The sequence below is a fragment of the Promicromonospora sp. Marseille-Q5078 genome, assembly GCF_050315395.1.
Taxonomy (GTDB): Bacteria; Actinomycetota; Actinomycetes; order Actinomycetales; family Cellulomonadaceae; genus Isoptericola.
The window spans coordinates 1,606,355-1,627,841 of record NZ_JBNPQG010000001.1 but is presented as its reverse complement, the minus strand read 5'-3'; the positions used below and the strand labels follow the sequence as shown (position 1 = coordinate 1,627,841).

Here is a 21,487-nt window from a genome sequence, read left to right as displayed (position 1 = left end):
GAGGGGTGCCCCTGCGCACCGGCAGGTTCACCCCTCGCGCGACCCGTCGGGTCGGCCTCGTCGGCACCCGACCCGTCAGCACCCGTCCGCCGGTCCCGTCCGTCAGTCGCGCGCGGCGATCGCCGCGACGGCGAGGCCGGGCTGGTCGGAGAAGACGCCGTCCACGCCGGCGTCGAGGAAGACGTCGAGCTCCCCCGCCAGGTCGCCGTGCGCGTTCGGGTCCGCCGAGGAGCGGTGCTCGGCCGGCAGGAACTGGTTCTCGGCGCGGAACGTCCAGGCGTACACGTCGAGGCCGGCGCGGTGCGCGTCGCGGACCACCCCGCTGGGCTCCCCGAGCGTGCCGGCCCCGGTGCGCGGGACGACCACGTTCTTCTCCAGGCTCGCGATGTCGGCGTACCGGGCGACGTCACGCAGCCCGCGCGGGGTGACGAGGTCGGCGTAGGTGCGCGGGTCGCCGGCGGCGACCAGGTCGTACGGGGCGCCGCTGGGCGAGACGTTGAGGGCGAGGCGCACGTCGGTCAGCCGGTCGAGCTCGCGCAGGTTCGTGGTCTCGAACGACTGCACGACGACGGGTGCCCGCCGCGAGCCCAGGCCGTTCGCCTCGAGCTCGGCGACCAGCGGCTCCTCGAGGGACAGCCCGACCGAGTCGAAGTACGTGGGGTGCTTGGTCTCGGGGGCCACCCCGACGGGCCTGCCGTCGCAGGTCTCGGAGTGCCGCGCCAGGTCCAGGACCTCGTCGAGGGTCGGCACCTGGTAGAGCCCGTCGAAGGCGGTGTTGCCAGGGCGCACCTCGGGCAGCCGCTCGACGGCGCGCAGCGTGCGCAGCTCCGCGAGCGTGAGGTCCTCGGTGAACCAGCCGGTCACCGCGCGGCCGTCCACCGTCTTCGTGGTGCGGCGGTCGGCGAGCTCGGGGTGGTCCGCGACGTCCGTCGTGCCGCTGATCTCGTTCTCGTGCCGGGCGACGAGCACGCCGTCCTTCGTCGACACGACGTCGGGCTCGATGTAGTCCGCGCACTGCGCGATCGCCTGCTCGTAGGAGGCGAGGGTGTGCTCGGGCCGGTCACCGGACGCACCGCGGTGCCCGACGACGGTCACGCCGTCGTCCCGCGTCCGCGTCTTCTCCAGGTCGACGACGACCATCTCCGTGTCGTCCGGCGTCCCGGGGTTCCGCGCGGCGTTGCCCGGGTAGTTGTTGTCGTTGCCGATGAGGATCCGCCCGTCGCGCAGGCGCAGCACCGTCTCGAACGACTGCACCGGCAGGGCGTAGGTCTCGCCGAGGCCGTAGCCCTCCCCCGCGTCGATGCCGTCAGGGTTCTCCACGCGCAGGGCGTCGAGCACGAGCTCCTTGCGCAGGAAGCCACCACGACCGGAGCCCTCGCGGTCCGTCTCGCTCAGGTCGATCTCGTAGATGCGCTTCGTGACGGACGCCGGGCCCTCGAAGTCGTCCCGCTCCACGATCCAGAACGAGTCCTTCCCGACGGCGAAGGCGTCGCCGAGGACGTTCGCCTCCTGGTCGGCCTGGTAGTCCCAGGTGCGGCCCGTGTACTGGCCGCGACGGGTGTCGAACTCGTGGATCACGCGGCGGCGCTGGTCCGTGTCGCCGACGAGGGCGCCCTCGAGCACGGGGTACAGGTACCGGCCGGAGCGGGCCATCGCCTCGAAGCCCCGGCTGGCACGGACCGTCGGCGTCTCGCCGTCGGCCAGGTACGGGTTCTGGGGAGACCGCAGCCCGCCGGGCAGCGGGTACGGCTTCTCCAGCAGCGTGCCCTCGGCGTCGAAGTGCAGCAGGAACGGCCCGAACTCCTCGCCCACCCACAGCGTGCCGTCGTCGGCGCGCGCCACGGACTCGATGTCGAAGTCCGCCCCGGTGAGCAGCCGCTCGTCCGTGTCCTCCTGGACGATGTCGACGTCGAGCACGCCGTTCGCGTCGTTGTACGAGACGTGGTCGAGCACCTCGATCTCGCCCGACCCCCTCCCCTGGCGGCCGGTGTCCCAGTCGGGCCGCACGAGGTAGCTGCGCAGCAGGAAGTCGGCGGAGTTGCCCTGGCTGCCGAAGCCGTTGTCCGGCTGCGCCCAGAACGTCCCGTCCCCGTTGTCGATCATCGCGGAGAAGCCGGGGATCACCTGCCCGTCCCACGGGCCCTGGCGGCCGTTCGCGGCGGACGCGGCGGCGCCCGACGGCGGGCCGTCGGCCAGGAAGTCCGCGGACAGCGTCGCGCGGCCCTCGAGGGTGGGGACGAGGTGGGTCGTGCCGGAACCGTGCCCGCCACCGCGGCCGTCCCGGCCCTCGTGGCCGTCCCGGTCGTCGGCACGGCCGCCGGCGACGGCGGCGCCCGCGGTGGTGAGCACGACCGCGGCGGCGGTCCCGGCCGCGACGGCGCGGAGGATCAGTGATCGTCTCATGCGCCCGATCCCACCGACGCGCCGCGACGGCGGGCCCAACCCCGGGTGAACCCTGGCCGTCCGCTGGATGACGATCGCGTGCCCCCTGGGCGCAGACCGCCCGTCCGGCCCTCTCCCGGGTCATGCCTAGATCTGCTAGGTTCGACACCCCTAGCAGATCTAGACATGGGACGGGTCGTGCACATCGACAAAGACCTGGTCGCGGCCTCCGCGACCCCGCTGGTCCTCGGGATCCTCGCCGACGGCGAGTCCTACGGCTACGCGATCCTCAAGCGCGTGAACGACCTCTCCGGCGGCCGCATGCAGTGGACCGACGGGATGCTCTACCCCCTGCTGCACCGGCTCGAGCGCCTCGGGCTGGTCGTCGCGTCGTGGGGCACGTCCGAGGTGGGCCGGCGCCGCAAGCACTACGCGCTGACGTCCGCCGGCCGCGACGCGCTCGCGGAGCGCCAGCAGCAGTGGACCGTCGTCGCGGACGTGCTGCAGCAGGTGTGGCAGGCCGCGCAGACGCCCGTCGTCCGCCCCGCCGCGGCCGAGGGGTGGGCCTGATGCCCGGGTCAGCGCACGAGAGCGCGCACCAGGACGAGCACGAGCACCAGGACGAGCACGCGCGGCTCGAGGCGCAGATCGACCAGTGGCGCTCGTACGTGCAGCGGCGCCGTGCCATCTCCGCCGCCGACGTGGACGAGATGGAGGACCACCTGCGCGGGCAGGTGACCGACCTCGCCGCCACCGGGCTCGACGACGACGAGGCGTTCCTGGTGGCCGTCCGGCGCATGGGCAACCTCGACGCCGTCTCCCGCGAGTTCGCCCGCGAGCACTCCGACCGGCTCTGGAAGCAGCTCGTGCTCGTCCCGGACGGCCCCGCGCAGGACGCGGCGCCCGCGTGGCGCGAGCTCGCCGTCGTCCTCGCGCTCGCTGTCGGCGCCGGGATCGCGGCGAAGGTCGGGCTCGCGGCGTTCGACGCCGACTCGGTGCTGCTGCGCAACCTCCCGCTGCTGACCGCCCCGTTCCTCGCGGGCTACTTCGTGTGGAAGCGCCGCGTCGCGTGGCGGGTCGTGGCCGCGCTGCTGGTGCCGTACGCGCTGCTCGCCGTGGTGCTCAACGTCTACCCGTACGTGGAGACCGGGTCCACGGTGCTGCTCGCCGCGCTGCATGCGCCCGTCGTGCTGTGGGCCCTGGTGGGGGTGACCTACGTGGGTGGCCGGTGGCGGGCCGAGGACGCGCGGATGGACTTCGCGCGGTTCACCGGTGAGCTGGTCGTGTACGTCACCCTGCTGGCCCTCGGGGGCGGCGTGCTGCTCGGCCTCACGGGCGCCACCCTCTCGCTGGTCGGGGTGGACATCGAGGACGCGATGGGGAACTGGATCATGCCGTTCGCCGTGCCCGGCGCGGTGGTCGTGGGCGCATGGCTGGTGGAGGCGAAGCAGGACGTCGTGGAGAACATCGCGCCGGTCCTGACCCGGGTCTTCACGCCGCTGACCACCGTGATGCTGCTGGTGACGCTGGTCGTGCTGCTCGGCGCGGGCGACCTCACGGCCGCCGACCGGGACCTGCTCATCCTCATGGACGCGATCCTCGTGCTGGTGCTGTGCCTGCTGCTCTACTCGGTCTCCGCGCGCGACCCGCTCGCCCGCCCCGGGTGGTTCGACGGGCTGCAGCTGCTGCTCGTGGTCGCGGCGCTCGCCGTGGACGCCGTCGCGCTGACGGCGATGCTCACCCGGATCGCGGAGTTCGGGTTCAGCGCCAACAAGGCGGCGGCGCTGGGCCTGAACCTCCTGCTGCTGGTGCACCTCGCCCGGTCGGGCCGGCTCCTGCTCGGGTTCCTGCGCGACCGGCGGCCGTTCGGCGCCCTGACCCGCTGGCAGACGCGCTTCCTGCCGGTCTACGCGGTCTGGGCCGCGCTGGTGGTCCTGACCTTCGGGCCGCTGTTCGGCTTCGCCTGAGCCGTCAGGCCAGCTTGACCCAGCCGTCGCGCCGGAAGGCGGGGGTGGCGAACGCCAGCACCGCCAGCGCGCAGGCCAGGGCGCCGAGCATCACCCACGACATCGCGACGGCGTCGCCGCCGAGGACGCCGACCAGCGGCGACACCAGGCCCGCGACGCCCGACTGCACGGCGCCGATGACGGCCGCCGCCGTCCCGGCACGCTCGCCGTGCCGGGACAGCGCGATGGCCGACGCGTTCGCGGGGATCAGGCCCTGGAAGGCGAGCACGAGCCACAGCATCGCGAGCAGCCCGAGGAGCCCGCCCGCCCCCGTGAGCGCGACGACCAGCAGGCCGACCGCGACGACGCCCTGGATCGCGAGCGCGGCACGCAGGAGGCGGATCGGCGCGACGCGGCGCACCAGCGCCGCGTTCACCTGCGCGGACAGCACCAGCCCGAGGCCGTTGACGGCGAACAGCACGGAGAACTGCCCGTGGCTCAGCCCGTAGCCCTCCTGGAAGATGAACGGCGACCCGACGACGTAGCTCATGAGCACGGCCTGCCCGAGGCCGGGGATGACCGCGAGCGCCATGAACTGCTTGTCCTTGACGAGGGTGCGGTAGCCGGCGAAGACGGTGCGCGCACCGCCGGTCTGCCGCCGCGCGGCCGGGAGCGTCTCGGGCATGAACCGCCACACGACGACCGCCATCGCGACGCCCGCGAGGGCGAGGAAGCCGAACACCCAGCGCCAGCCGGCCGCGGCCGCGACCGCGGAGCCGAAGGTCGGCGCCAGCATCGGCGCCACGCCGATGACGAGCATGAGGCGCGACAGGATGCGTGCGGCCTCCGCGCCGACGAACCGGTCGCGCACGACCGCCATGGAGGCGACGCCGCAGGCGGCGTTGAAGAACCCCTGCATGAGCCGCAGCGCGATGAGGATCGTCATGGTCGGCGCGACCGCGCACAGCAGCGACGTCACGACGTGCAGCCCGAGGCCCCACATGAGCGGCGCCCGGCGCCCGAACCGGTCGGACAGCGGCCCGATGGTGAGCTGGCCGAGGGCGCCGCCGATGAGCATCACGGACACCGAGAGCTGCGCGAGCGAGGCGGTGGAGCCGAGGTCGTCCGCCACCTCGGGCAGCGACGGCAGGTACATGTCGACGGTGAACGCCGGCAGCGCGGCGAGCGCTCCGAGCATGATGACCCAACGGAACGGAGAGCGGGCGCGCGGAAGTCTCGCGGAGGCGTCGGGCATGCCCGCCATCCTATCGAATCGTTACGACCCGGTGCAGGGGCAATCCCCCGGCCCGCCCCGTGGCTGTCGGTGGGATGCGTCACGATGGACCCATGTGCGGCCGCTACGCGTCCTTCCGCGACGCCCAGGACATCGCCGACGACCTCGCCGTCGCCGAGATCGCGGAGGACGCGCGCCTCCTGTCCCCGTCGTGGAACGTCGCCCCCACCGACCCCGTCCGCATCGTCGTCGAGCGGCCGAAGCGCCTCGAGGGCGGCAGCACCGGGGAGATCACCCGCTCGCTGCGGCTGGCCCGCTGGGGCCTCGTCCCGTCGTGGGCGAAGGACCCGTCCGTGGGCGCGCGCATGATCAACGCGCGCACCGAGACGCTGCTCGACAAGTCGGCCTTCGCCAAGCCCCTCGCGGTGCGGCGCTGCCTGCTGCCCGCGGACGGCTACTACGAGTGGCGCAAGCTCGAGCAGCCGGCGGCGCCCGCGCGCGGGCGCGCGGGCAAGGTGCCGAAGCAGCCGTACTGGCTGCACCCGGACGACGGCGGCGTCGCGGCGCTCGCGGGCCTCTACGAGTTCTGGCGCGACCGGACGAAAGCCGACGACGACCCCGACCGGTGGCTGGTCTCCGCGACCGTCATCACCACGGCGGCGTCGCCCGACCTCGAGCGCATCCACGACCGCATGCCCGTGATCCTCCCCCGGGCGTCGTGGGACGCGTGGCTCGACCCGGCCGTCGGCGCGGAGCAGGCGATGGGCATCGTCACGGGTCCGCAGGTCCCGATGGCCACGCGGCCGGTGGGCGACGCCGTCGGGTCCGTGCAGAACAACCGACCGTCGCTCATCGACCCCGACCCGGACCCGCGGGACCCGGACGTGGTCACCGCGGGCCGGGACTGAGGGGCGTCAGGCGCCGGTGTACGCGCGCTGCAGCCGCACCGGCGTGATCTCGCCGATGCCCTGCGCCTCCCGCGCGGGCTGCGCCGTCAGCGCGTAGCGCGACGACGACGCGAGCAGCGACGCCGTGTGCGGGTCCACCAGCACGGTGGCGGGCTCGGCGAGCTCGGTGATCCGGGAGGCGAGGTTCACGTCGGAGCCGAAGACGTCGCCGAACCGCGACAGCACCCGCCCCCACACGAACCCGACCCGCACCGGGATCTCCGTCTCCGTGGCGTGCGGGGCGGCCAGGCCCAGCGCCACCTCCGCGCCCGTCGTCACGTCGTCGGCGACGAACAGGACCGCGTCGCCGATGGTCTTGACCACGCGCCCGCCGGCCTCCGTGATGACGTCGCGGGCCCGGGACTCGAAGAGCTGCACGAACTCCGACAGCTCCTGCGACCCGAGGCCCGCCGTGCGCTTGGTGAACGACACGATGTCCGCGAACCCCACGGCGCGGGGCAGCGGGAGCTCGTCGTCGTGCGCCTCCTGCGTGCCGCGGCGGGCGCCGCCGAACTCGGTGGCCAGCCGCCCGGTGAGCGCGGCGAGCTGGCGCCGCCACGCGTGCTCGAGCTGGCGGGACAGCCGCTCGGTGAGGTCGGGCAGGCGGTCGATGGCGGCGAGGCGCGCGCTGACGTCGTCCAGGCCCCCGCGGCGGCTCAGGTGCTCGACGAACGCCTCGACCTGCCACAGCGCCAGGCGGTCGGTGGTGTGCCCGAGCGAGCGGATGAGCGTCATCTGCGCCTGCTCGTCCAGCTGCTCGGCGTCCACGAGCTCGCCGATCTCGCGCAGAGCCTGCATGTCGGCGTCCGTGAACCCCACCTCCGTGGGGTGCGTCACGGGCAGGCCGAGCCACCGCCAGTAGTTCTCGATGAACTCCTGCGACAGGCCGGTGCCCTCCACCAGGTCCGAGAGCGTGAACTTCCGCGGGCCGCCGAGGATCTCCTCGTCCAGCCGGGCGGCGGTGTCCCCGGACCTCCGGGCGTCGTCGTCCGTCGGCAGGTCCGGTCCCGTGGTGGTGTCGCTCGTCACGCCCCCACTGTAGCCAGCGCGGGCTGAGCACCCGCTGGGAGGCCGACGGGCTCGCTCCCGCGGTCGCCGAGCTCGCCGGCCGATAGCCGCTACCCGTGCTGAGCGTCGGGCACGGCGTCGAGCACGGTCAGGCCGTCCGCAGGTGGTGCACGTCGCCGGCCGTCACGGTGCGCTCGCCCGCGGCCGTGGCGAGGACGAGCGACCCGTCCGCCGCGACCCGGACCGCCTCGCCCTCCACCGCCTCGTCCCCGCCGGCGAGCTCCGCCCGCACCGGCGTACCGAGCGTGGCCGACACCGCGGCGTACCCGGCGTCCAGCCCGGCCGCCGCGGCGTCGCCGCCCGCCGCCTCGAGGGTGGCGACGGCGGTGACGAGCTCACGCGCCAGCCCGCCGAGCAGCGTGCCCCGGTCGACGTCCGCGCCCGCGAGCGCCACCGACGTCGCCGTCGGGACGGGCAGCTCCGCCGCCGTCTGGTCGACGTTCAGCCCGACCCCGACGACGACGGCGGGCCCCGCGGCCTGCGGCACGACCTCCGCCAGCACCCCCGCCACCTTGCGGAACCGGCCCAGGCCGGGCGCGTCGTCCGGGGCGGGCAGGAGCACGTCGTTGGGCCATTTCAGCGCCGCGCCCTCCACCCCCGCGGCGCCGAGCGCCCGCACCACCGCGAGCCCGGCGAGCAGGGGCAGCCAGCCGAGCTGCGGGGGCGCCAGCCGCGGGCGCAGCAGCACGGAGACGGTGAGCGCGGCCCGCGGCGGGGTCTGCCACGCCCGCCCCGCGCGGCCGCGGCCGGCGGCCTGGTGCTCGGCGACGAGCGCGGCGGGCGCCGGCCACGCGGCGGGGTCCGCGCGGACGGCGTCGGACAGCTCGGTGTTGGTCGACGGGGAGACCTCGACGACGTCGAGGCGCGCGAGGGGGCCGTGCGGCGCGAGCAGGTCGCGGCGCAGGGCGGGGACGTCCAGCGGGTCGCGGGTCACCCCTCGATGGTCCCGCACGGCGGCCCGTTTGTGGGGTCCCTCCAAACAATCCGGGCGGGTCGCAGCCTGTCGCGCATCGATGCGTGGCAACCCACCAACTAGGGTCGGTCGGGTGAACGACGCCACCACCGCCCAGGACGCTGCCCAGGAGCCCGCCGCGGCACGACCCGGCACGGCCGCCAAGCTCGCCGACCTGGACCGCCGGCGGGCCGAGGCCGTCGCCGACGCCGAGGAGAAGGCCAAGGCGCGGCAGCACCCCCGCGGCAAGAAGACCGCGCGCGAGCGCATCGAGGCGCTGCTGGACGAGGGCAGCTTCGTCGAGCTCGATGCCCTGGCCATGCACCGCAGCCGCAACTTCGGCCTCGACAAGCGCCGCGTCGCGGGCGACGGCGTGGTGACCGGCCACGGCACGATCGACGGGCGCCAGGTGTGCGTGTTCAGCCAGGACTTCACCGTCTTCGGCGGCTCGCTCGGCGAGGTGCACGGCCAGAAGATCGCCAAGGTGCAGGACCTCGCGCTGCGCACCGGCGTGCCGATCATCGGGATCTCCGACGGCGGCGGCGCGCGCATCCAGGAGGGCGTGGCCGCGCTCACCCAGTTCGCGGAGATGTTCCGCCGCAACGTCGCGGCCTCGGGCGTGGTCCCGCAGATCTCGCTCATCCTCGGTCCCAGCGCGGGCGGCGCGGTCTACTCGCCCGCCCTCACCGACTTCATCGTCATGGCCGACGGCACGTCGAACATGTTCATCACCGGCCCGGACGTGATCCGCACCGTCACCGGCGAGGACGTCGACTTCGAGACCCTGGGTGGCGGCCGCACCCACAACGCGACGTCGGGCGTGGCGCACTACCTGGGCGCGGACGAGGACGACGCGATCGACTACGCCCGCCACCTCGTGGGCTACCTGCCGCAGAACAACCTCGGCGACGCCCCGTCGTTCCCGCCCGAGGACGAGACGCCGCTGGAGGTCACGCCCGACGACGAGGCGCTCGACGTCATCGTCCCCGACAGCGACAACCAGCCCTACGACATGCGCGCGGTGGTCGAGACGGTCCTCGACCCCGACTCGTTCCTCGAGGTGCAGCCGCTCTTCGCGCAGAACGTGCTGATCGGCTTCGGCCACGTGGAGGGCCAGTCGGTGGGCATCATCGCCAACCAGCCGCTGTCCATGGCGGGCACGCTCGACATCGACGCCGCCGAGAAGGCCGCCCGGTTCGTGCGCACCTGCGACGCGTTCAACCTGCCCGTGCTCACCTTCGTCGACGTGCCGGGCTTCCTGCCCGGCGTCGGCCAGGAGCACCAGGGCATCATCCGCCGCGGCGCCAAGCTCATCTACGCGTACGCCGAGGCGACCGTCCCGCTCGTCACGGTCATCACGCGCAAGGCGTACGGCGGCGCGTACATCGTCATGGGCTCCAAGCAGCTGGGCGCCGACGTCAACCTCGCCTGGCCGACGGCGCAGGTCGCGGTGATGGGCGCGTCCGGCGCGGTGAACATCCTGCAGCGGTCGGCGCTCAAGGAGGTCGCGGAGACCGGGGGCGACGTCGAGGCGGAGCGCGCGCGGCTCGTCGCGGAGTACGAGGACGCGATCGTCAACCCGTGGGACGCCGCCGAGCGCGGCTACGTGGACGCCGTCATCCGCCCCTCGGAGACGCGCGTGCAGGTGGTGCGCGCGCTGCGTGCCCTGCGCACCAAGCGCGCGAGCCTGCCGCCCAAGAAGCACGGCAACATCCCCCTGTGACACCTCCTGCGACCCCGCGCGGCGACCGCCGGCGCCGGGCGCGCGTGTCGAGACCACCGAGACCGGGGAGAATGAACGCATGAGCCACGAGGACGCCACGCACGGACCGGCCCCGCTGGGGTCGGTCGACCCGGAGCCGATGCACAGCGCCGTCGACGCGCTCGCGGCCGCGCTGCACGAGTACGTGCAGACCGCGGTCGGGGTGCGCGCCGAGTTCGGTGCGGCCGAGGCCGACGAGGACCCGCGGGTGCTCGCGCTGGAGAACAGGGTGGGCCAGCTCAACGCCGCCGTCTTCGACGCGCTGCACGACGGCCTGGGCATGCACCCCGACCTCACGAGCTCGGTGTGGGAGGGCGACGGCGAGGAGCCGGAGCACGCGCACGACGCCCCCGAGGGCGCGGTGCCGGCCGAGGTGTTCTACCTCGGGTTCGTCGTGGCCGACCCCGCGCCGGGGGCGCCGGGCACCCTGGACGGGGTCGTGGAGCTGCTCGACGAGGCCGGCGGCGACGTCGCGCAGCGGCTCTTCGACGGCGGGTACGAGGTGGCCGAGTGGGCCACGTCGCGCGGCGCCGCCGTGGAGTTCGGCGACGACGACCTCGACGACGAGCTGGACGACCAGGTGGACGACCAGGCGGACGACCAGGCGGACCGACTGGACGACGAGGACGGCGACGACCCGCAGGGAGGCGCGCGATGAGCGCCTCGGTGCGGGTGGTGCGCGGCCGGCCCGACGACGTCGAGGTCGCCGCGCTGGTCGCCGGGCTCGCCGCCGTGGCCTCCGCGACAGGGCTGCCGGACGACGAGGCGCCGGTCGACGAGTGGACCAACCACGCCCGCACGGTGCGCGGCAACGGTGCCGGCGTCACCGCGAAGAGCTTCGGCGGCCGCTGGGGTCGCCACCACGCCGACGCGTGGCGCTGGAGCCTGCACTCGTGAGCGTCGCCTGGCAGCAGGTGGACAGCGCCGACGGCGTGGAGGCCCCGCTCGACGAGCTCCCCGCCCCGCCGCGGCCCGGGTGGCTGCGGCGCTGGCTGTGGGCCCCCGCCCTGGTGGTCACGGCGGCCCTCTACGTGCTGCGACGCACCATCGACGACCCGTCCGGGGAGCTCGAGCTCTGGCTGTTCATGGGCATGCTCGCGGGGCTCATGGTCACCGCCGTGGCCGCTCTGGTGCGCTACCGCGACGACCAGCGACGGACCGCCGAGGGGCGCGACGCCGAGGCCTTCGCCGCCGGCCCGCGCTCCACGACCGGCTCGGTCACGGTGCGCGAGCGCGGCACCAGCTCGGGCCTGCTGGTCAGCGGCGTCGTGTCCTACCCGACCGACGACGGCACGGACATGCGGTCCTTCTCGCTCATGCTGCGCGACGACGAGTCGCTGCCGCCGCGCGACGGCGACCCGGTGGCCGTCTGGTGGGCGCCCGGCACCGAGTCGGTCGTGGTCCGCTACCACCGCGACTGGGCCGACGCCGTGCGCAAGCGCGCCCGGGGCCGCTGAGCCCGTCCTCGCGGCCGGCGCCTCCGGGCGACCGGGTCAGCGCGCGGCGCGCCCCGCGGCGAACAGCCGGCAGGCGTGCGCGGCCGTGCGCTCCAGCTCGGTCACCGCGTCCCGGGAGAGCTCCGCGAGCGAGCGGGGGCCCGGCGCGATCGAGAACGCGGCCGCGATCCCGGCGTCGGCCGCCTGGGTGGGCGTGAGCTCCACTCCCCCCGCCACCACGACGACCGCCGCGCGGCCCCCCACGAGCCGCACCACGGTGTCGACGACCTTGCCGTGCAGCGACTGCTCGTCGAGCCGCCCCTCGCCGGTGAGCACGAGGTCGGCGTCCGCCAGCGCGGCGGGCAGCCCCACCGCCTCGGCGACGAGCTCGCCGCCGGGCACCAGCTCGGCGCCCAGCGCGGCGGACAGCCCGACCGGCAGCCCCCCGGACGCGCCCGCGCCCGGCAGGTCGCGCGCGTCGTGACCGGTCGCCCCGGAGAGCGCGTCGGCCAGGTGCGCGAGGCCCTCCTCGAGCGCGGCGACGTCCTGCGGCGTCGCGCCCTTCTGCGGCGCGAAGACGGCGGCCGCCCCGCGCGGGCCGAGCAACGGGTTGTCGACGTCGCAGGCGATGCGCCACCGCAGCGCGCGGGCGCGGGCGTCGAGCCCGGTCAGGTCGACCCCCGCCAGGGCGCGCAGGCCACCGCCGCCCGGCGGCACCGGCGTGCCCGCCGCGTCGACCAGCCCCGCGCCGAGCGCTGCGAGCAGGCCCGCGCCGCCGTCGGTGGTCGCCGAGCCGCCCACGAAGAGCACGACCTCCTCGGCGTCGGGCGCGGCGTCCAGCGCCGCGAGCACCACCGTGCCGACCCCGTGGCTCGTCGCGGCGAGCGGCTGCAGCGGCACGTCCGCGACCTTCGGCAGGCCGTAGGCCTCCGCGGCCTCCACCGCGAGGGTGCGACCGTCGGGCGACACGCCGAACCGGGCCGTCGTCGGGCGGCCGAGGGCGTCGGTCGTGGGGCAGGAGCGCGGGGCCTGGCCCCACGCCCCGAGGATCGCGTCGAGCGTCCCCTCGCCGCCGTCGGCGAACGGCACCGCGCGGACGTGCGCGTCGTCGCCCAGGGCGGCCCGGGCGCCGGCGGCGAGCGCGTGGGCCACCTGCGTCGCGGTGGCGCTGCCCTTGAACGAGTCGGGCGCGACCACGACGCGCAGCGGCCGGTCGCGCCCTCCTGCCCGGGCGTGGTCCGGCGTGGCGTCGGCGGCGGCGGTGGTGTTCTTCACGTCCTCGTGCACGAGGGTCGAGGCTAGCGGCTCACCACGACGAGGGGCGCGGGCGTCTCGCGACCGCCCGCGCCCCTCGCGCGTCACCCCCGGGCCGGGGGCAGCTCCAGTCCCCCGGCCGGTTCCCCCGTCAGCCCTGCGTCTTCTTCCGGTCGGCGAGCGCCTTCTCGAACTCGTCGCGGATCTTGTCGCCGCCGCCCTTGGCCCAGGCCTCGGCGGCGGGCTGCCAGGCGGTGACCTTCTGTCGCCCGGCGAGGATGTCCGTCTCCACCGCCCCCAGCTTCTCGCCGATCTGGCCGCCCTTGCGGCTGGCCGTGTCGCTGAACAGGCCCGACACGGGGTTCTTCACCGCCGTGGGCACGACGGCGGCCTGGGCGTCGTGCTCGGCCTGCGCCACGCTCGGGTCGCCGGCCTGGAAGTTCACCCACGGCCCCTCGACCACGTACTTGAGCCCGAGCTGCACCTCGGTGCGCCCCTTCTCGGTCGGCACCGGGTCGGTGCCGTCCAGCTCGTAGTGCACGCCCTCGATGCCGTACGTCTTGAACATGTGCTCCTCGGTGCCGAACGGCGCGGCGAGGTAGTTGATCACGTCGAGCAGCGCCTCGACCCGGTCCGCCGACTTCGCGCTGATCGACGTGATGTTCTGGACCTGCGGTCCCAGGTGGATGCCCGCGGTGCCGCCGCCCTCCGCGAGCGGCGGCGGCACCACGGCGAGCTGGAAGCCCTCCCCGAGCGGGTAGTTGGAGAAGTCCGGCCAGGCGCTGAACGTGTCGTCGAGGAAGCGGACCGTGCCGTTCACCAGCCAGGTCTTGCGCTGCGGCTGCGTCGCCGTGACGCCGTCCGGGTGGACGAGGCCGTCCGCGACCAGGCGGCGCGCCGCCTCGAGGGCGTCCTGCTGCCGCTCGTGCAGGTTGGCGCTGGTGAGCGTGCCGCCCTCCTCCGACCAGCCGTTCGGGATCTCGTACATCTGGCGGATGTACCCCAGCGGGACGCGGCCGAGCGCCCAGGTGTTGCCGCCGGTGAGGTCCTTGCACAGGTCGTAGAACTCCTCGAAGGAGGCGACCTGCGGGTCGATGCCCTCGGACTCGAAATAGTCCTGCCGCGCGTACATCACGCCGCTCTGCGCCGGGCCGCGCGGCACCGGCACCGCGAAGACCTTCCCGTTGAAGACACACGACTCCCAGCTCTCGGTCGGGATGTTCGCCAGGAACGGGTACTTCGCCACCGCGTCGCCCGCGAGGTACTCGGTGAGGTCGGTGGCGCGCTCCTCGAGGAGGCTCGGCAGGCCGGGGATGTCCCCGGAGAACATCGCGAAGATGTCGGGGAGCTGGTCGCCCGCGACCGTCGTCTGGAAGCGGTCGGAGTAGTCGCCGCTCGGCGTGAGCGCGACCGACAGGCCGAACCCGAGCCGCTCGTTGAGCTCCTGCCAGTACGCGTTCTTCTCGAGCTTGGGCGGCGTGGGCGTGTTCGTCATCACGAAGACGCCGACGTCCTCGCCGTCGCCCGGCTGGCCGCTGGTCGCCTTCTTCGGGCTCGCCGGGTACTTGAGCATCGTGTCGGGCACGCCGTCGGCGCCCTTGATGTCCATGGGGACGCCGGTGTACGGGATGTACTTCGGCAGCACGGACGAGTTCTTGGCGGCGGAGACGGTGACGCCGCCGCGCCCCTCGTTGCTGCAGCCGGCGGCCGAGAGGAGGGCGAACGCGCCCACCCCCAGGCCACCGAACAGCACGTTCCGCCGGGACGGCTGCTGGCCGATGGTTCGGATCTCAGACATGGCAACTCCTCGTCGAGTGAGGTCGAGAGTGATGGTGTTTCGAGGTGGTGGAACAGGTCCCTGTGGGCACGGCCGGCACGGTCAGCCCTTGACGGCGCCGGTAAGCATCCCCTTGGCGAAGTGGCGCTGCAGGAACGGGTAGACCAGCAGCACCGGCACGACGGAGACCACGAGGATCGCCATCTGCAGGGAGGTCTGGGGAGGCAGGGACGCGGCGTCGATGCCCAGGTCCTGCGAGCCGAGCTGGGACCCGTCGACGACGTAGGTGCGCAGCACGAGCTGCAACGGCCACTTGCTCGAGTCGGACAGGTAGAGCAGCGCGCTGAAGAAGGCGTTCCAGTAGCCGACGCCGTAGAACAGCCCGACCACGGCGAGCACGGGCTTCGACAGCGGCAGGCCGATGCGGCGGAAGAGCTGCCATTCGGTGGCCCCGTCGATGCGGGCGCTGTCGATGATCTCGTGCGGGAGCTGCACGAAGAACGCCCGCACGACGACCACGTTGAAGGCCGACACCGACGTCGGGATGATCAGCGCCCACAGGCTGTCCAGGAGCCCGAGCCGCTGCACCACCAGGTAGCTGGGGATCATGCCCGGGTTGAAGAGCAGGCTGACCAGCACCAGCAGCAGCATCCCCCGGACGCCGAAAGCGCCGCGGCGGCTGAGCGCCCAGCCCAGGGTGGTGGTGAGGGCGAGGCTGATCGCGGTGCCGACGACGGTGACGAAGACGCTGACCCACAGCGCCTGCGTGACGACGCCCCCGGCGAAGATCATGCGGTACGCGCTGAGGTCGATCCCGGTGGGCAGGAGGACGAAGCCGCCCGCCTCCGTCACCTGCTCGGGCGTCGCGAGGCTGGTGGAGACGATGCCGACGAACGGCAGGATCACCAGCGCGCACGCGACGGTCAGGATGATGCCCTTGGCGGTGCGCTCGACGGGGCCGGGCATGGCCACCCCGTCGACGACGGCGCGCCGGCGCTTGACCGGCGCCGGGGCGACAGGGCCGCGGGCTGCGGGCTCTCGGGTGATGGTCATGCGCGATAGACCCCTTCCTCGCCGAACATGTGGGCGACCTTGTTCGCGACGAGCACCAGCACCAGGCCGATCACGCCCTTGACGAGGCCGACGGCGGCGGCGACACCCCAGTACCCGCCGACGACGCCCTGGTTGTAGACGTAGGTGTCCAGCACCTGGGACACGCCCAGCCCCACCGCGTCCTGCTGGAGGAGGAGCTGCTCGAAGCCGACGCTGAGGGAGTCCCCGAGCTTGAGGATGAGCAGCATGATGATGATCGGCCGCATGCCCGGCAGCGTGATGTGCCAGGTCTGGCGCCAACGGGTGGCGCCGTCGACGGCCGAGGCCTCGTACAGCGACTTGTCGATGCCGGCGAGCACCGCGAGGAAGAGGATCGTCGCCCAGCCGGTGTCCTTCCAGATGACCTGCGACGTGATGAGGCCGTAGAACGCGTCGGAGTTGCCGATGACGTCGATCGGCTGCCAGCCGTGCGCGCGCAGGAAGTTGTTGATCAGGCCGGCCCCGCCGAGCACCTGCTGGAAGACCGCGACCACGATCACCCAGGACAGGAAGTGCGGCAGGTACAGCACCGACTGCACCCACTGCCGCACCCGGTTCGAGACCAGGCTGTGCAGCAAAAGCGCCAGCACGATCGGCGCCGGGAAGACGATGACCGTCTGCAGCAGGGTGATGATCAGCGTGTTGCGCAGCGCGTTGAGGAACTCCGGGTCCCCGTTGAACAGGATCGAGAAGTTCTCGAGCCCCACCCACAGGCTGCGCCCGATGCCGAGGTACGGCTGGTAGTCCTGGAACGCGATGACGTTGCCGCCGAGCGCCAGGTACTGGAACACGATGATGACGACCATCGCGGGCAGCGCCAGCAGCAGCACGGCGCGGTCGCGGGCCATCCGGCGCCACCACGGGAGAGGCGGGCGCGCCAGGGGCGGCCCGTCGCCGGTCGGGGTCGCGTCCTCGGGCCCGGCGCCGCGTCGCGTCCGGGCCTCCTCGAGCGCGGTCATCCGTCCCCCCGCTGCCGGAGGGGTGGGGGTGGTGCCATGGGTCGGTCCTCTCGTCGTCGAGCGGGCATCGGGAACCGCGTCGTCCCGCGGGGTGCGCCGGTGCACAAGTGATCGATCACTTCCGGCGTCACCGTAGAAGGTGATCGATCACACCGCAACCACCTCGTCCCGGTCGACGCGCGGGCGGGCGTGCCAGAATGGCCGGGCGTCGCACCGAGGGCGGCGCGGAGACCAGCAAGGACGTGGCATGACGGAGCAGCGAGCGAGGCGGGACCGGCGCGCGACGATCTGGGAGGTCGCCAGGGCGGCCGGGGTCTCCCACCAGACCGTCTCGCGCTACCTGCGGAACGACCCCCGCATGCGGCCCGAGACGGTCGAACGGGTCAGCCGCGCCGTCGCCGAGCTCGACTACCGCCCCAACCTCACCGCCCGGTCCATGCGCACGCGGCTCAGCGGCCGGGTCGCGGTGCTGCTCCCCGCCGTCGCGACCTACGGCCCGCCCCAGATCCTCGGCGGCGTGATGGAGGTCGCCCACGAGCACGGCTACACGATCGAGGCGTTCAGCGTGGAGGGCACGGCCTCGGAGCGCTTCGACCGCGTGCTCGAGCTCGCGGACTCCGGCCAGGTCGAGGGCGTCCTCGCCCTCGCGCCGCTGCCGCCCGCGTCCGAGCACTCGGTGCCCGCGCGCGCCGCGATCGTCGCGTCGGCCGACTACGACGACCGCTTCCGCGGCGTGGGCGAGCTCGCCGACGGGTCGCCCGTCGCCGAGATCGTCGAGCACCTGGCCGACCTCGGCCACCGACGGTTCCTGCACGTGACGGGCGCCCTCGACTTCGCGTCCGCGCGCGGCCGCCGCGACGTCTTCGTCGCGACCATCGAGCGGCTCGGGCTGGGCCCGGCGCTGGTGCACGAGGGCGACTGGTCGCCCGCCTCCGGGCTGGCCGCGGTCCGCGCCCTGGCGGAGGACGACCACCCGACGGCCGTCGTCGCGGCCAGCGACCCGGTCGCCGCCGGCGTGGTGCAGGGCGCCCGCGAGCGCGGGTGGACGATCCCCGGCGACCTCAGCGTGACCGGCTGGGACAACAGCCTCCTCGGCGCCTACCTCGAGCCCACCCTCACGACCGTCCAGGTCGACCACCGCCGCCTCGGCCGGGTCGCCATGGCCCGGATGGTCGCGACGCTGCGCGACGAGCCCGAGCCGCCGCCGCCCGAGGGCGTCCTCAACACGATCATCTGGCGCGGGTCGACAGGGCCGCCGCGGAATGGACGGGATCCGGGCGCGGGCACGCCCTAGGCTGCGGCGTGTGACCTCGAGCACCCAGCCCACGCCCCGCACCCCCTCCGCGGTCGACGCCGTCGCCGACGCGTACGTCGCGCGCTTCGCCGAGCTCGACCCCCTGCTCGCCACGTCGATCGGGCTGCCGGGTCACGACCACCGCATGACGGACCTCTCCCCCGCGGGGCACGAGGCCCGCGCCGACGCGGACCGCGCGGTGCTGCGCGACCTGGACGCGGCGGAGCGCGCCGGCGGCCCCCTCGACGCCGTCGACCGGGTCACGCTGGCCGCCATGCGCGAGCGCGTCGGGCTGCAGCTCGAGCTGCACGACGCGGGCGAGCCGTTGGCCGCCCTCAACAACATCGAGTCGCCCGTGCAGCAGCTGCGCGACGTCTTCGACCTCATGCCGACCGGGTCCGTCGAGGCGTGGGAGAACGTCGCCGCCCGCCTCAACGCCGTCCCGGACGCGATCGACGGCTACGTCGCCTCGCTGACGGAGGCGGCCCGCCGCGGGCAGGTCGCCGCGATCCGCCAGGTGCACGAGGGCGTCTCGCAGTCCCGCGAGCTCGCCGGGGCCGACTCGTTCTTCCGCGGCCTCGTGCGCGGCGAGGACGCCGCGGCGGTGCTCGACGACTCGTCGGCGTGCAGCCTCGTGCGGGCGGAGCTCGAGCGCGGGGCCGACGCCGCCCGCGCCGCCTACGCCCGCCTGGCCGACTTCCTCGAGCGCGACCTCGCGCCGCGGGCGCCCGAGCGGGACGCCGTCGGCCGCGACCGCTACGCGCGCTTCTCGCGCGAGTTCCTCGGCGCCGAGGTCGACCTCGACGAGACGTACGAGTGGGGCCTGGACGAGCTGGCCCGCATCGTCGCCGAGCAGGAGTCCGTGGCCCGGCAGATCGCCGGCCCGGGCGCGAGCGTCGAGGACGCCGTCGCCGCCCTCGACGCCGACCCCGCCCGCACCCTGCACGGCACCGACGCGCTGCGCCGCTGGATGCAGGAGACCGCCGATGCCGCGATCGACGACCTCGCCGGGACGCACTTCGACATCGAGGGCCCGGTGCGCACCATCGAGTGCCGCATCGCCCCCACCCAGACCGGCGGCATCTACTACACGCCCCCGAGCGACGACTTCTCCCGGCCCGGCCGCATGTGGTGGTCCGTGCCCGCCGACGTCACGGAGTTCAACACCTGGCGCGAGAAGACGACCGTCTACCACGAGGGCGTGCCGGGCCACCACCTGCAGTGCGCGGCCGCCGTCGTCGCGCGCGACACCCTCAACTCGTGGCGCCGCCTGATGTGCTGGGTCTCCGGGCACGGCGAGGGCTGGGCCCTGTACGCCGAGCGACTGATGGCCGACCTCGGCCACCTCGACGACCCGGGCGACCGCTTCGGCATGCTCGACGCCCAGCGGATGCGCGCCGCCCGCGTGGTGCTCGACATCGGCGTGCACCTGGGCAAGCAGGCGCCCGCGACGTGGGGCGGCGGCGTCTGGGACGCGGAGAAGGCGTGGCCGTTCCTGAAGGCGAACGTCAACATGCCCGAGTCGTTCGTGCGGTTCGAGCTCAACCGCTATCTGGGCTGGCCCGGCCAGGCCCCGTCGTACAAGGTGGGCCAGCGCCTCTGGGAGCAGGCGCGCGAGGACGCCCGCGCGGGGGCGCGGGCGCAGGGCGAGGAGTTCGACCTGCGCGCGTTCCACGCCAGGGCGCTGAGCCTCGGCTCCGTCGGCCTCGACGTGCTGCAGGCCGCGCTGCGCGACGCCTGACGGCGCGCCCGGCCACGCACCCGCATGCAAGGGATCCTCACCGGCTTCGCGATCATCGGCGTCGTCATCGCCGTCGGCTACGTCGCGGCGCGCCTGCGCCTCGGCGGGCCCGACGCCCGGACCGCGCTGAACCGCATCGGGTTCTTCGTCGCGAGCCCCGCCCTGCTGTTCACGGTGATCGCCGACGCGGACATCGGGGAGCTGTTCCAGGCCCCGCTGCTCGTCCAGGCCCTCGCGGCCGTGGCGATGGCGGCGGCGTTCGTCGTCGTCAACCTGCTGTGGCTGCGCCGCCCCGGCACGGAGGCGACGATCGGCGCCGTGTCGGCGGGGTACGTCAACGCCAACAACATCGGCCTGCCGGTGGCGGTCTACGTGCTCGGCGACCCGGCCGCCGTGGTGCCCGTCATCCTGCTCCAGCTGCTGATCCTGGCGCCGGTCACGCTCCTCGTGCTCGACGCGCAGACCACGGGCCGGGTGTCGGTGCGGTTCGTGCTCGCCCAGCCGGTGCGCAACCCGATCATCCTGGGTTCGCTCGCGGGCGCGGTCGTCTCGGTGACCGGCTGGCACGTCCCCGCGCCGGTGCTCGCCCCGCTCGAGATCCTCGGCGGCGCTGCCGTGCCGATGATCCTGCTCGCCTTCGGCATGTCCCTGCACGGCTCGCGCCCGTTCCAGCAGCCGGGCGGCCGCACGTCGGTGGTGGTGGCGTCGGCGCTCAAGGCGGTCGTCATGCCGGCGCTCGCGTTCGTGCTGGCGCGGTACGCGTTCGGCCTCGACGACGCGCAGGTCGCGACGGCGGTGACGCTCGCGGCGCTGCCCGTCGCGCAGAACGTGTACAACTACGCCGCCCGGTTCCGTACGGGCGAGCTGCTCGCACGCGACACGATCCTGGTCACCACGGTGGCGTCGCCGGTCGTGCTGCTCGTGGCGACCCTGCTGCTGCACACCGGCTGAGTGGCTAGGGTGCGCAGCGTGCCTCTCACCGCGCCCGTCACCCTGGTCCTCGCCTCGCAGTCCCCCGCCCGCCTCGCCACGCTCGCCGCCGCCGGCGTCACGCCGCAGGTGGTCGTCTCCGACGTCGACGAGCCCGCGGTGCTCGACGCAGCCCGGGCGCGCGCCGAGGGCCCGCTCGACCCCGCGGACGCGGTCCTCGTGCTGGCCCAGGCCAAGGCCGAGGCCGTGAGCCGGCAGGTGGAGGACGAGGTGTCCGCCCTCGTGCTGGGCTGCGACTCCATGCTCGAGCTCGACGGGGAGGTCGTGGGCAAGCCCGTCGACGCCGCCGACGCCCGCCGCCGCTGGCAGGCGATGCGCGGTCGGGCCGCCGTCCTGCACACCGGCCACTGGGTGGTCGACCTGCGCGACGACGAGGACGGCGGCACCGGCGCCACGCTCGGCGCGTCGTCGGCGACCACCGTCCACTTCGCCGACGTGGACGACGACGAGATCGACGCCTACCTCGCGACCGGCGAGCCGCTGCACGTGGCCGGCGCGTTCACGATCGACGGGCTCGGCGGCCCGTACGTGGAGCGCATCGAGGGGGACCACCACGGCGTCGTCGGGCTCAGCCTGCCGCTGCTGCGCGAGCTGCTCGGCGAGCTCGAGATCCCGTGGCGGGGATTGCGCGACGCGCGCTGAGGCTGCCGGGC

At 74.2% G+C, this 21,487-nt stretch carries 19 protein-coding genes; 11 read left to right on the top strand and 8 right to left on the bottom strand.

The genetic code is table 11. The features are described from left to right. Positions 1-102 precede the first annotated feature (102 nt). Positions 103-2,403: an esterase-like activity of phytase family protein gene (locus ACQFYA_RS07490; protein ID WP_499122658.1), complete on the bottom strand. Its 2,301-nt coding sequence runs from the start codon at positions 2,401-2,403 to the stop codon at positions 103-105. 177 nt (positions 2,404-2,580) lie between these two features. Here ACQFYA_RS07490 and ACQFYA_RS07485 point away from each other — a divergent pair, with 177 nt between their 5' ends. Next, positions 2,581-2,952: a PadR family transcriptional regulator gene (locus ACQFYA_RS07485; RefSeq protein WP_499122657.1), complete on the top strand. Its 372-nt coding sequence runs from the start codon at positions 2,581-2,583 to the stop codon at positions 2,950-2,952. Then, the gene (locus ACQFYA_RS07480) at positions 2,952-4,349 is read left to right on the top strand and encodes a permease prefix domain 1-containing protein (RefSeq protein ID WP_499122655.1); all 1,398 of its coding nucleotides are present in this window, start codon (positions 2,952-2,954) and stop codon (positions 4,347-4,349) included. The genes ACQFYA_RS07485 and ACQFYA_RS07480 overlap by 1 nt, the downstream gene beginning before the upstream one ends. Positions 4,350-4,353: 4 nt before the next feature. Here the strand turns inward: ACQFYA_RS07480 and ACQFYA_RS07475 are convergent, their stop codons facing one another. Beyond that, complete coding sequence (locus ACQFYA_RS07475) at positions 4,354-5,583, bottom strand: multidrug effflux MFS transporter (RefSeq protein WP_499122653.1); 1,230 nt, start codon at positions 5,581-5,583, stop codon at positions 4,354-4,356. A gap of 92 nt (positions 5,584-5,675) precedes the next feature. Here ACQFYA_RS07475 and ACQFYA_RS07470 point away from each other — a divergent pair, with 92 nt between their 5' ends. Continuing rightward, entirely contained in the window at positions 5,676-6,470 is a 795-nt protein-coding gene (locus tag ACQFYA_RS07470; RefSeq protein ID WP_499122651.1) for an SOS response-associated peptidase, read from the top strand. A 6-nt stretch (positions 6,471-6,476) separates the two neighbouring features. On the opposite strand, the gene ACQFYA_RS07465 is transcribed toward ACQFYA_RS07470, so the two are convergent. Next, positions 6,477-7,538, bottom strand: a complete 1,062-nt coding sequence (locus tag ACQFYA_RS07465; RefSeq protein ID WP_499122648.1) for an adenylate/guanylate cyclase domain-containing protein — start codon at positions 7,536-7,538, stop codon at positions 6,477-6,479. Positions 7,539-7,665: 127 nt separating this feature from the next. Further along, positions 7,666-8,511, bottom strand: a complete 846-nt coding sequence (locus ACQFYA_RS07460; RefSeq protein WP_499122645.1) for a biotin--[acetyl-CoA-carboxylase] ligase — start codon at positions 8,509-8,511, stop codon at positions 7,666-7,668. Between the two features lie 79 nt (positions 8,512-8,590). On the opposite strand from ACQFYA_RS07460, the gene ACQFYA_RS07455 reads away from it, so the two are divergent. The 4 genes from ACQFYA_RS07455 (at position 8,591) to ACQFYA_RS07440 (ending at position 11,748) form a co-directional block, all read left to right on the top strand. Then, positions 8,591-10,252 (top strand): acyl-CoA carboxylase subunit beta, encoded by a 1,662-nt coding sequence (locus tag ACQFYA_RS07455; protein ID WP_499122642.1) that lies wholly within the window; start codon positions 8,591-8,593, stop codon positions 10,250-10,252. A gap of 79 nt (positions 10,253-10,331) precedes the next feature. Further along, positions 10,332-10,949 (top strand): hypothetical protein, encoded by a 618-nt coding sequence (locus ACQFYA_RS07450; RefSeq protein WP_499122641.1) that lies wholly within the window; start codon positions 10,332-10,334, stop codon positions 10,947-10,949. After that, positions 10,946-11,188, top strand: a complete 243-nt coding sequence (locus ACQFYA_RS07445; RefSeq protein WP_499122639.1) for an acyl-CoA carboxylase epsilon subunit — start codon at positions 10,946-10,948, stop codon at positions 11,186-11,188. The genes ACQFYA_RS07450 and ACQFYA_RS07445 overlap by 4 nt, the downstream gene beginning before the upstream one ends. Further along, on the top strand, positions 11,185-11,748 hold the full coding sequence (locus tag ACQFYA_RS07440) for a hypothetical protein (protein WP_499122637.1): 564 nt from the start codon (positions 11,185-11,187) through the stop codon (positions 11,746-11,748). Before ACQFYA_RS07445 ends, ACQFYA_RS07440 begins: the two co-directional genes overlap by 4 nt. A gap of 36 nt (positions 11,749-11,784) precedes the next feature. Here the strand turns inward: ACQFYA_RS07440 and ACQFYA_RS07435 are convergent, their stop codons facing one another. From ACQFYA_RS07435 to ACQFYA_RS07420, 4 genes are all read right to left on the bottom strand, one after another. Then, the gene (locus tag ACQFYA_RS07435; protein WP_499122636.1) at positions 11,785-13,014 is read right to left on the bottom strand and encodes a glycerate kinase; all 1,230 of its coding nucleotides are present in this window, start codon (positions 13,012-13,014) and stop codon (positions 11,785-11,787) included. Between the two features lie 118 nt (positions 13,015-13,132). Continuing rightward, positions 13,133-14,779 (bottom strand): type 2 periplasmic-binding domain-containing protein, encoded by a 1,647-nt coding sequence (locus ACQFYA_RS07430; RefSeq protein ID WP_499122634.1) that lies wholly within the window; start codon positions 14,777-14,779, stop codon positions 13,133-13,135. An 81-nt stretch (positions 14,780-14,860) separates the two neighbouring features. Further along, a complete protein-coding gene (locus ACQFYA_RS07425) occupies positions 14,861-15,811 on the bottom strand; it encodes a carbohydrate ABC transporter permease (protein ID WP_499122632.1) in 951 nt (316 codons plus the stop codon). Further along, a complete protein-coding gene (locus ACQFYA_RS07420) occupies positions 15,808-16,809 on the bottom strand; it encodes an ABC transporter permease (protein ID WP_499122631.1) in 1,002 nt (333 codons plus the stop codon). The genes ACQFYA_RS07425 and ACQFYA_RS07420 overlap by 4 nt, the downstream gene beginning before the upstream one ends. Before the next feature lie 247 nt (positions 16,810-17,056). Here ACQFYA_RS07420 and ACQFYA_RS07415 point away from each other — a divergent pair, with 247 nt between their 5' ends. Genes ACQFYA_RS07415 through ACQFYA_RS07400 form a run of 4 tightly spaced genes read left to right on the top strand, consistent with a single transcriptional unit; the run spans position 17,057 to position 21,476 of the window. Then, entirely contained in the window at positions 17,057-18,103 is a 1,047-nt protein-coding gene (locus tag ACQFYA_RS07415) for a LacI family DNA-binding transcriptional regulator (protein ID WP_499122628.1), read from the top strand. After that, positions 18,072-19,844: a DUF885 domain-containing protein gene (locus tag ACQFYA_RS07410; protein ID WP_499122626.1), complete on the top strand. Its 1,773-nt coding sequence runs from the start codon at positions 18,072-18,074 to the stop codon at positions 19,842-19,844. Before ACQFYA_RS07415 ends, ACQFYA_RS07410 begins: the two co-directional genes overlap by 32 nt. A 24-nt stretch (positions 19,845-19,868) precedes the next feature. Next, on the top strand, positions 19,869-20,795 hold the full coding sequence (locus tag ACQFYA_RS07405; RefSeq protein WP_499122625.1) for an AEC family transporter: 927 nt from the start codon (positions 19,869-19,871) through the stop codon (positions 20,793-20,795). Positions 20,796-20,813: 18 nt separating this feature from the next. Beyond that, positions 20,814-21,476, top strand: a complete 663-nt coding sequence (locus ACQFYA_RS07400) for a Maf family protein (protein WP_499122622.1) — start codon at positions 20,814-20,816, stop codon at positions 21,474-21,476. Positions 21,477-21,487 lie beyond the last annotated feature (11 nt).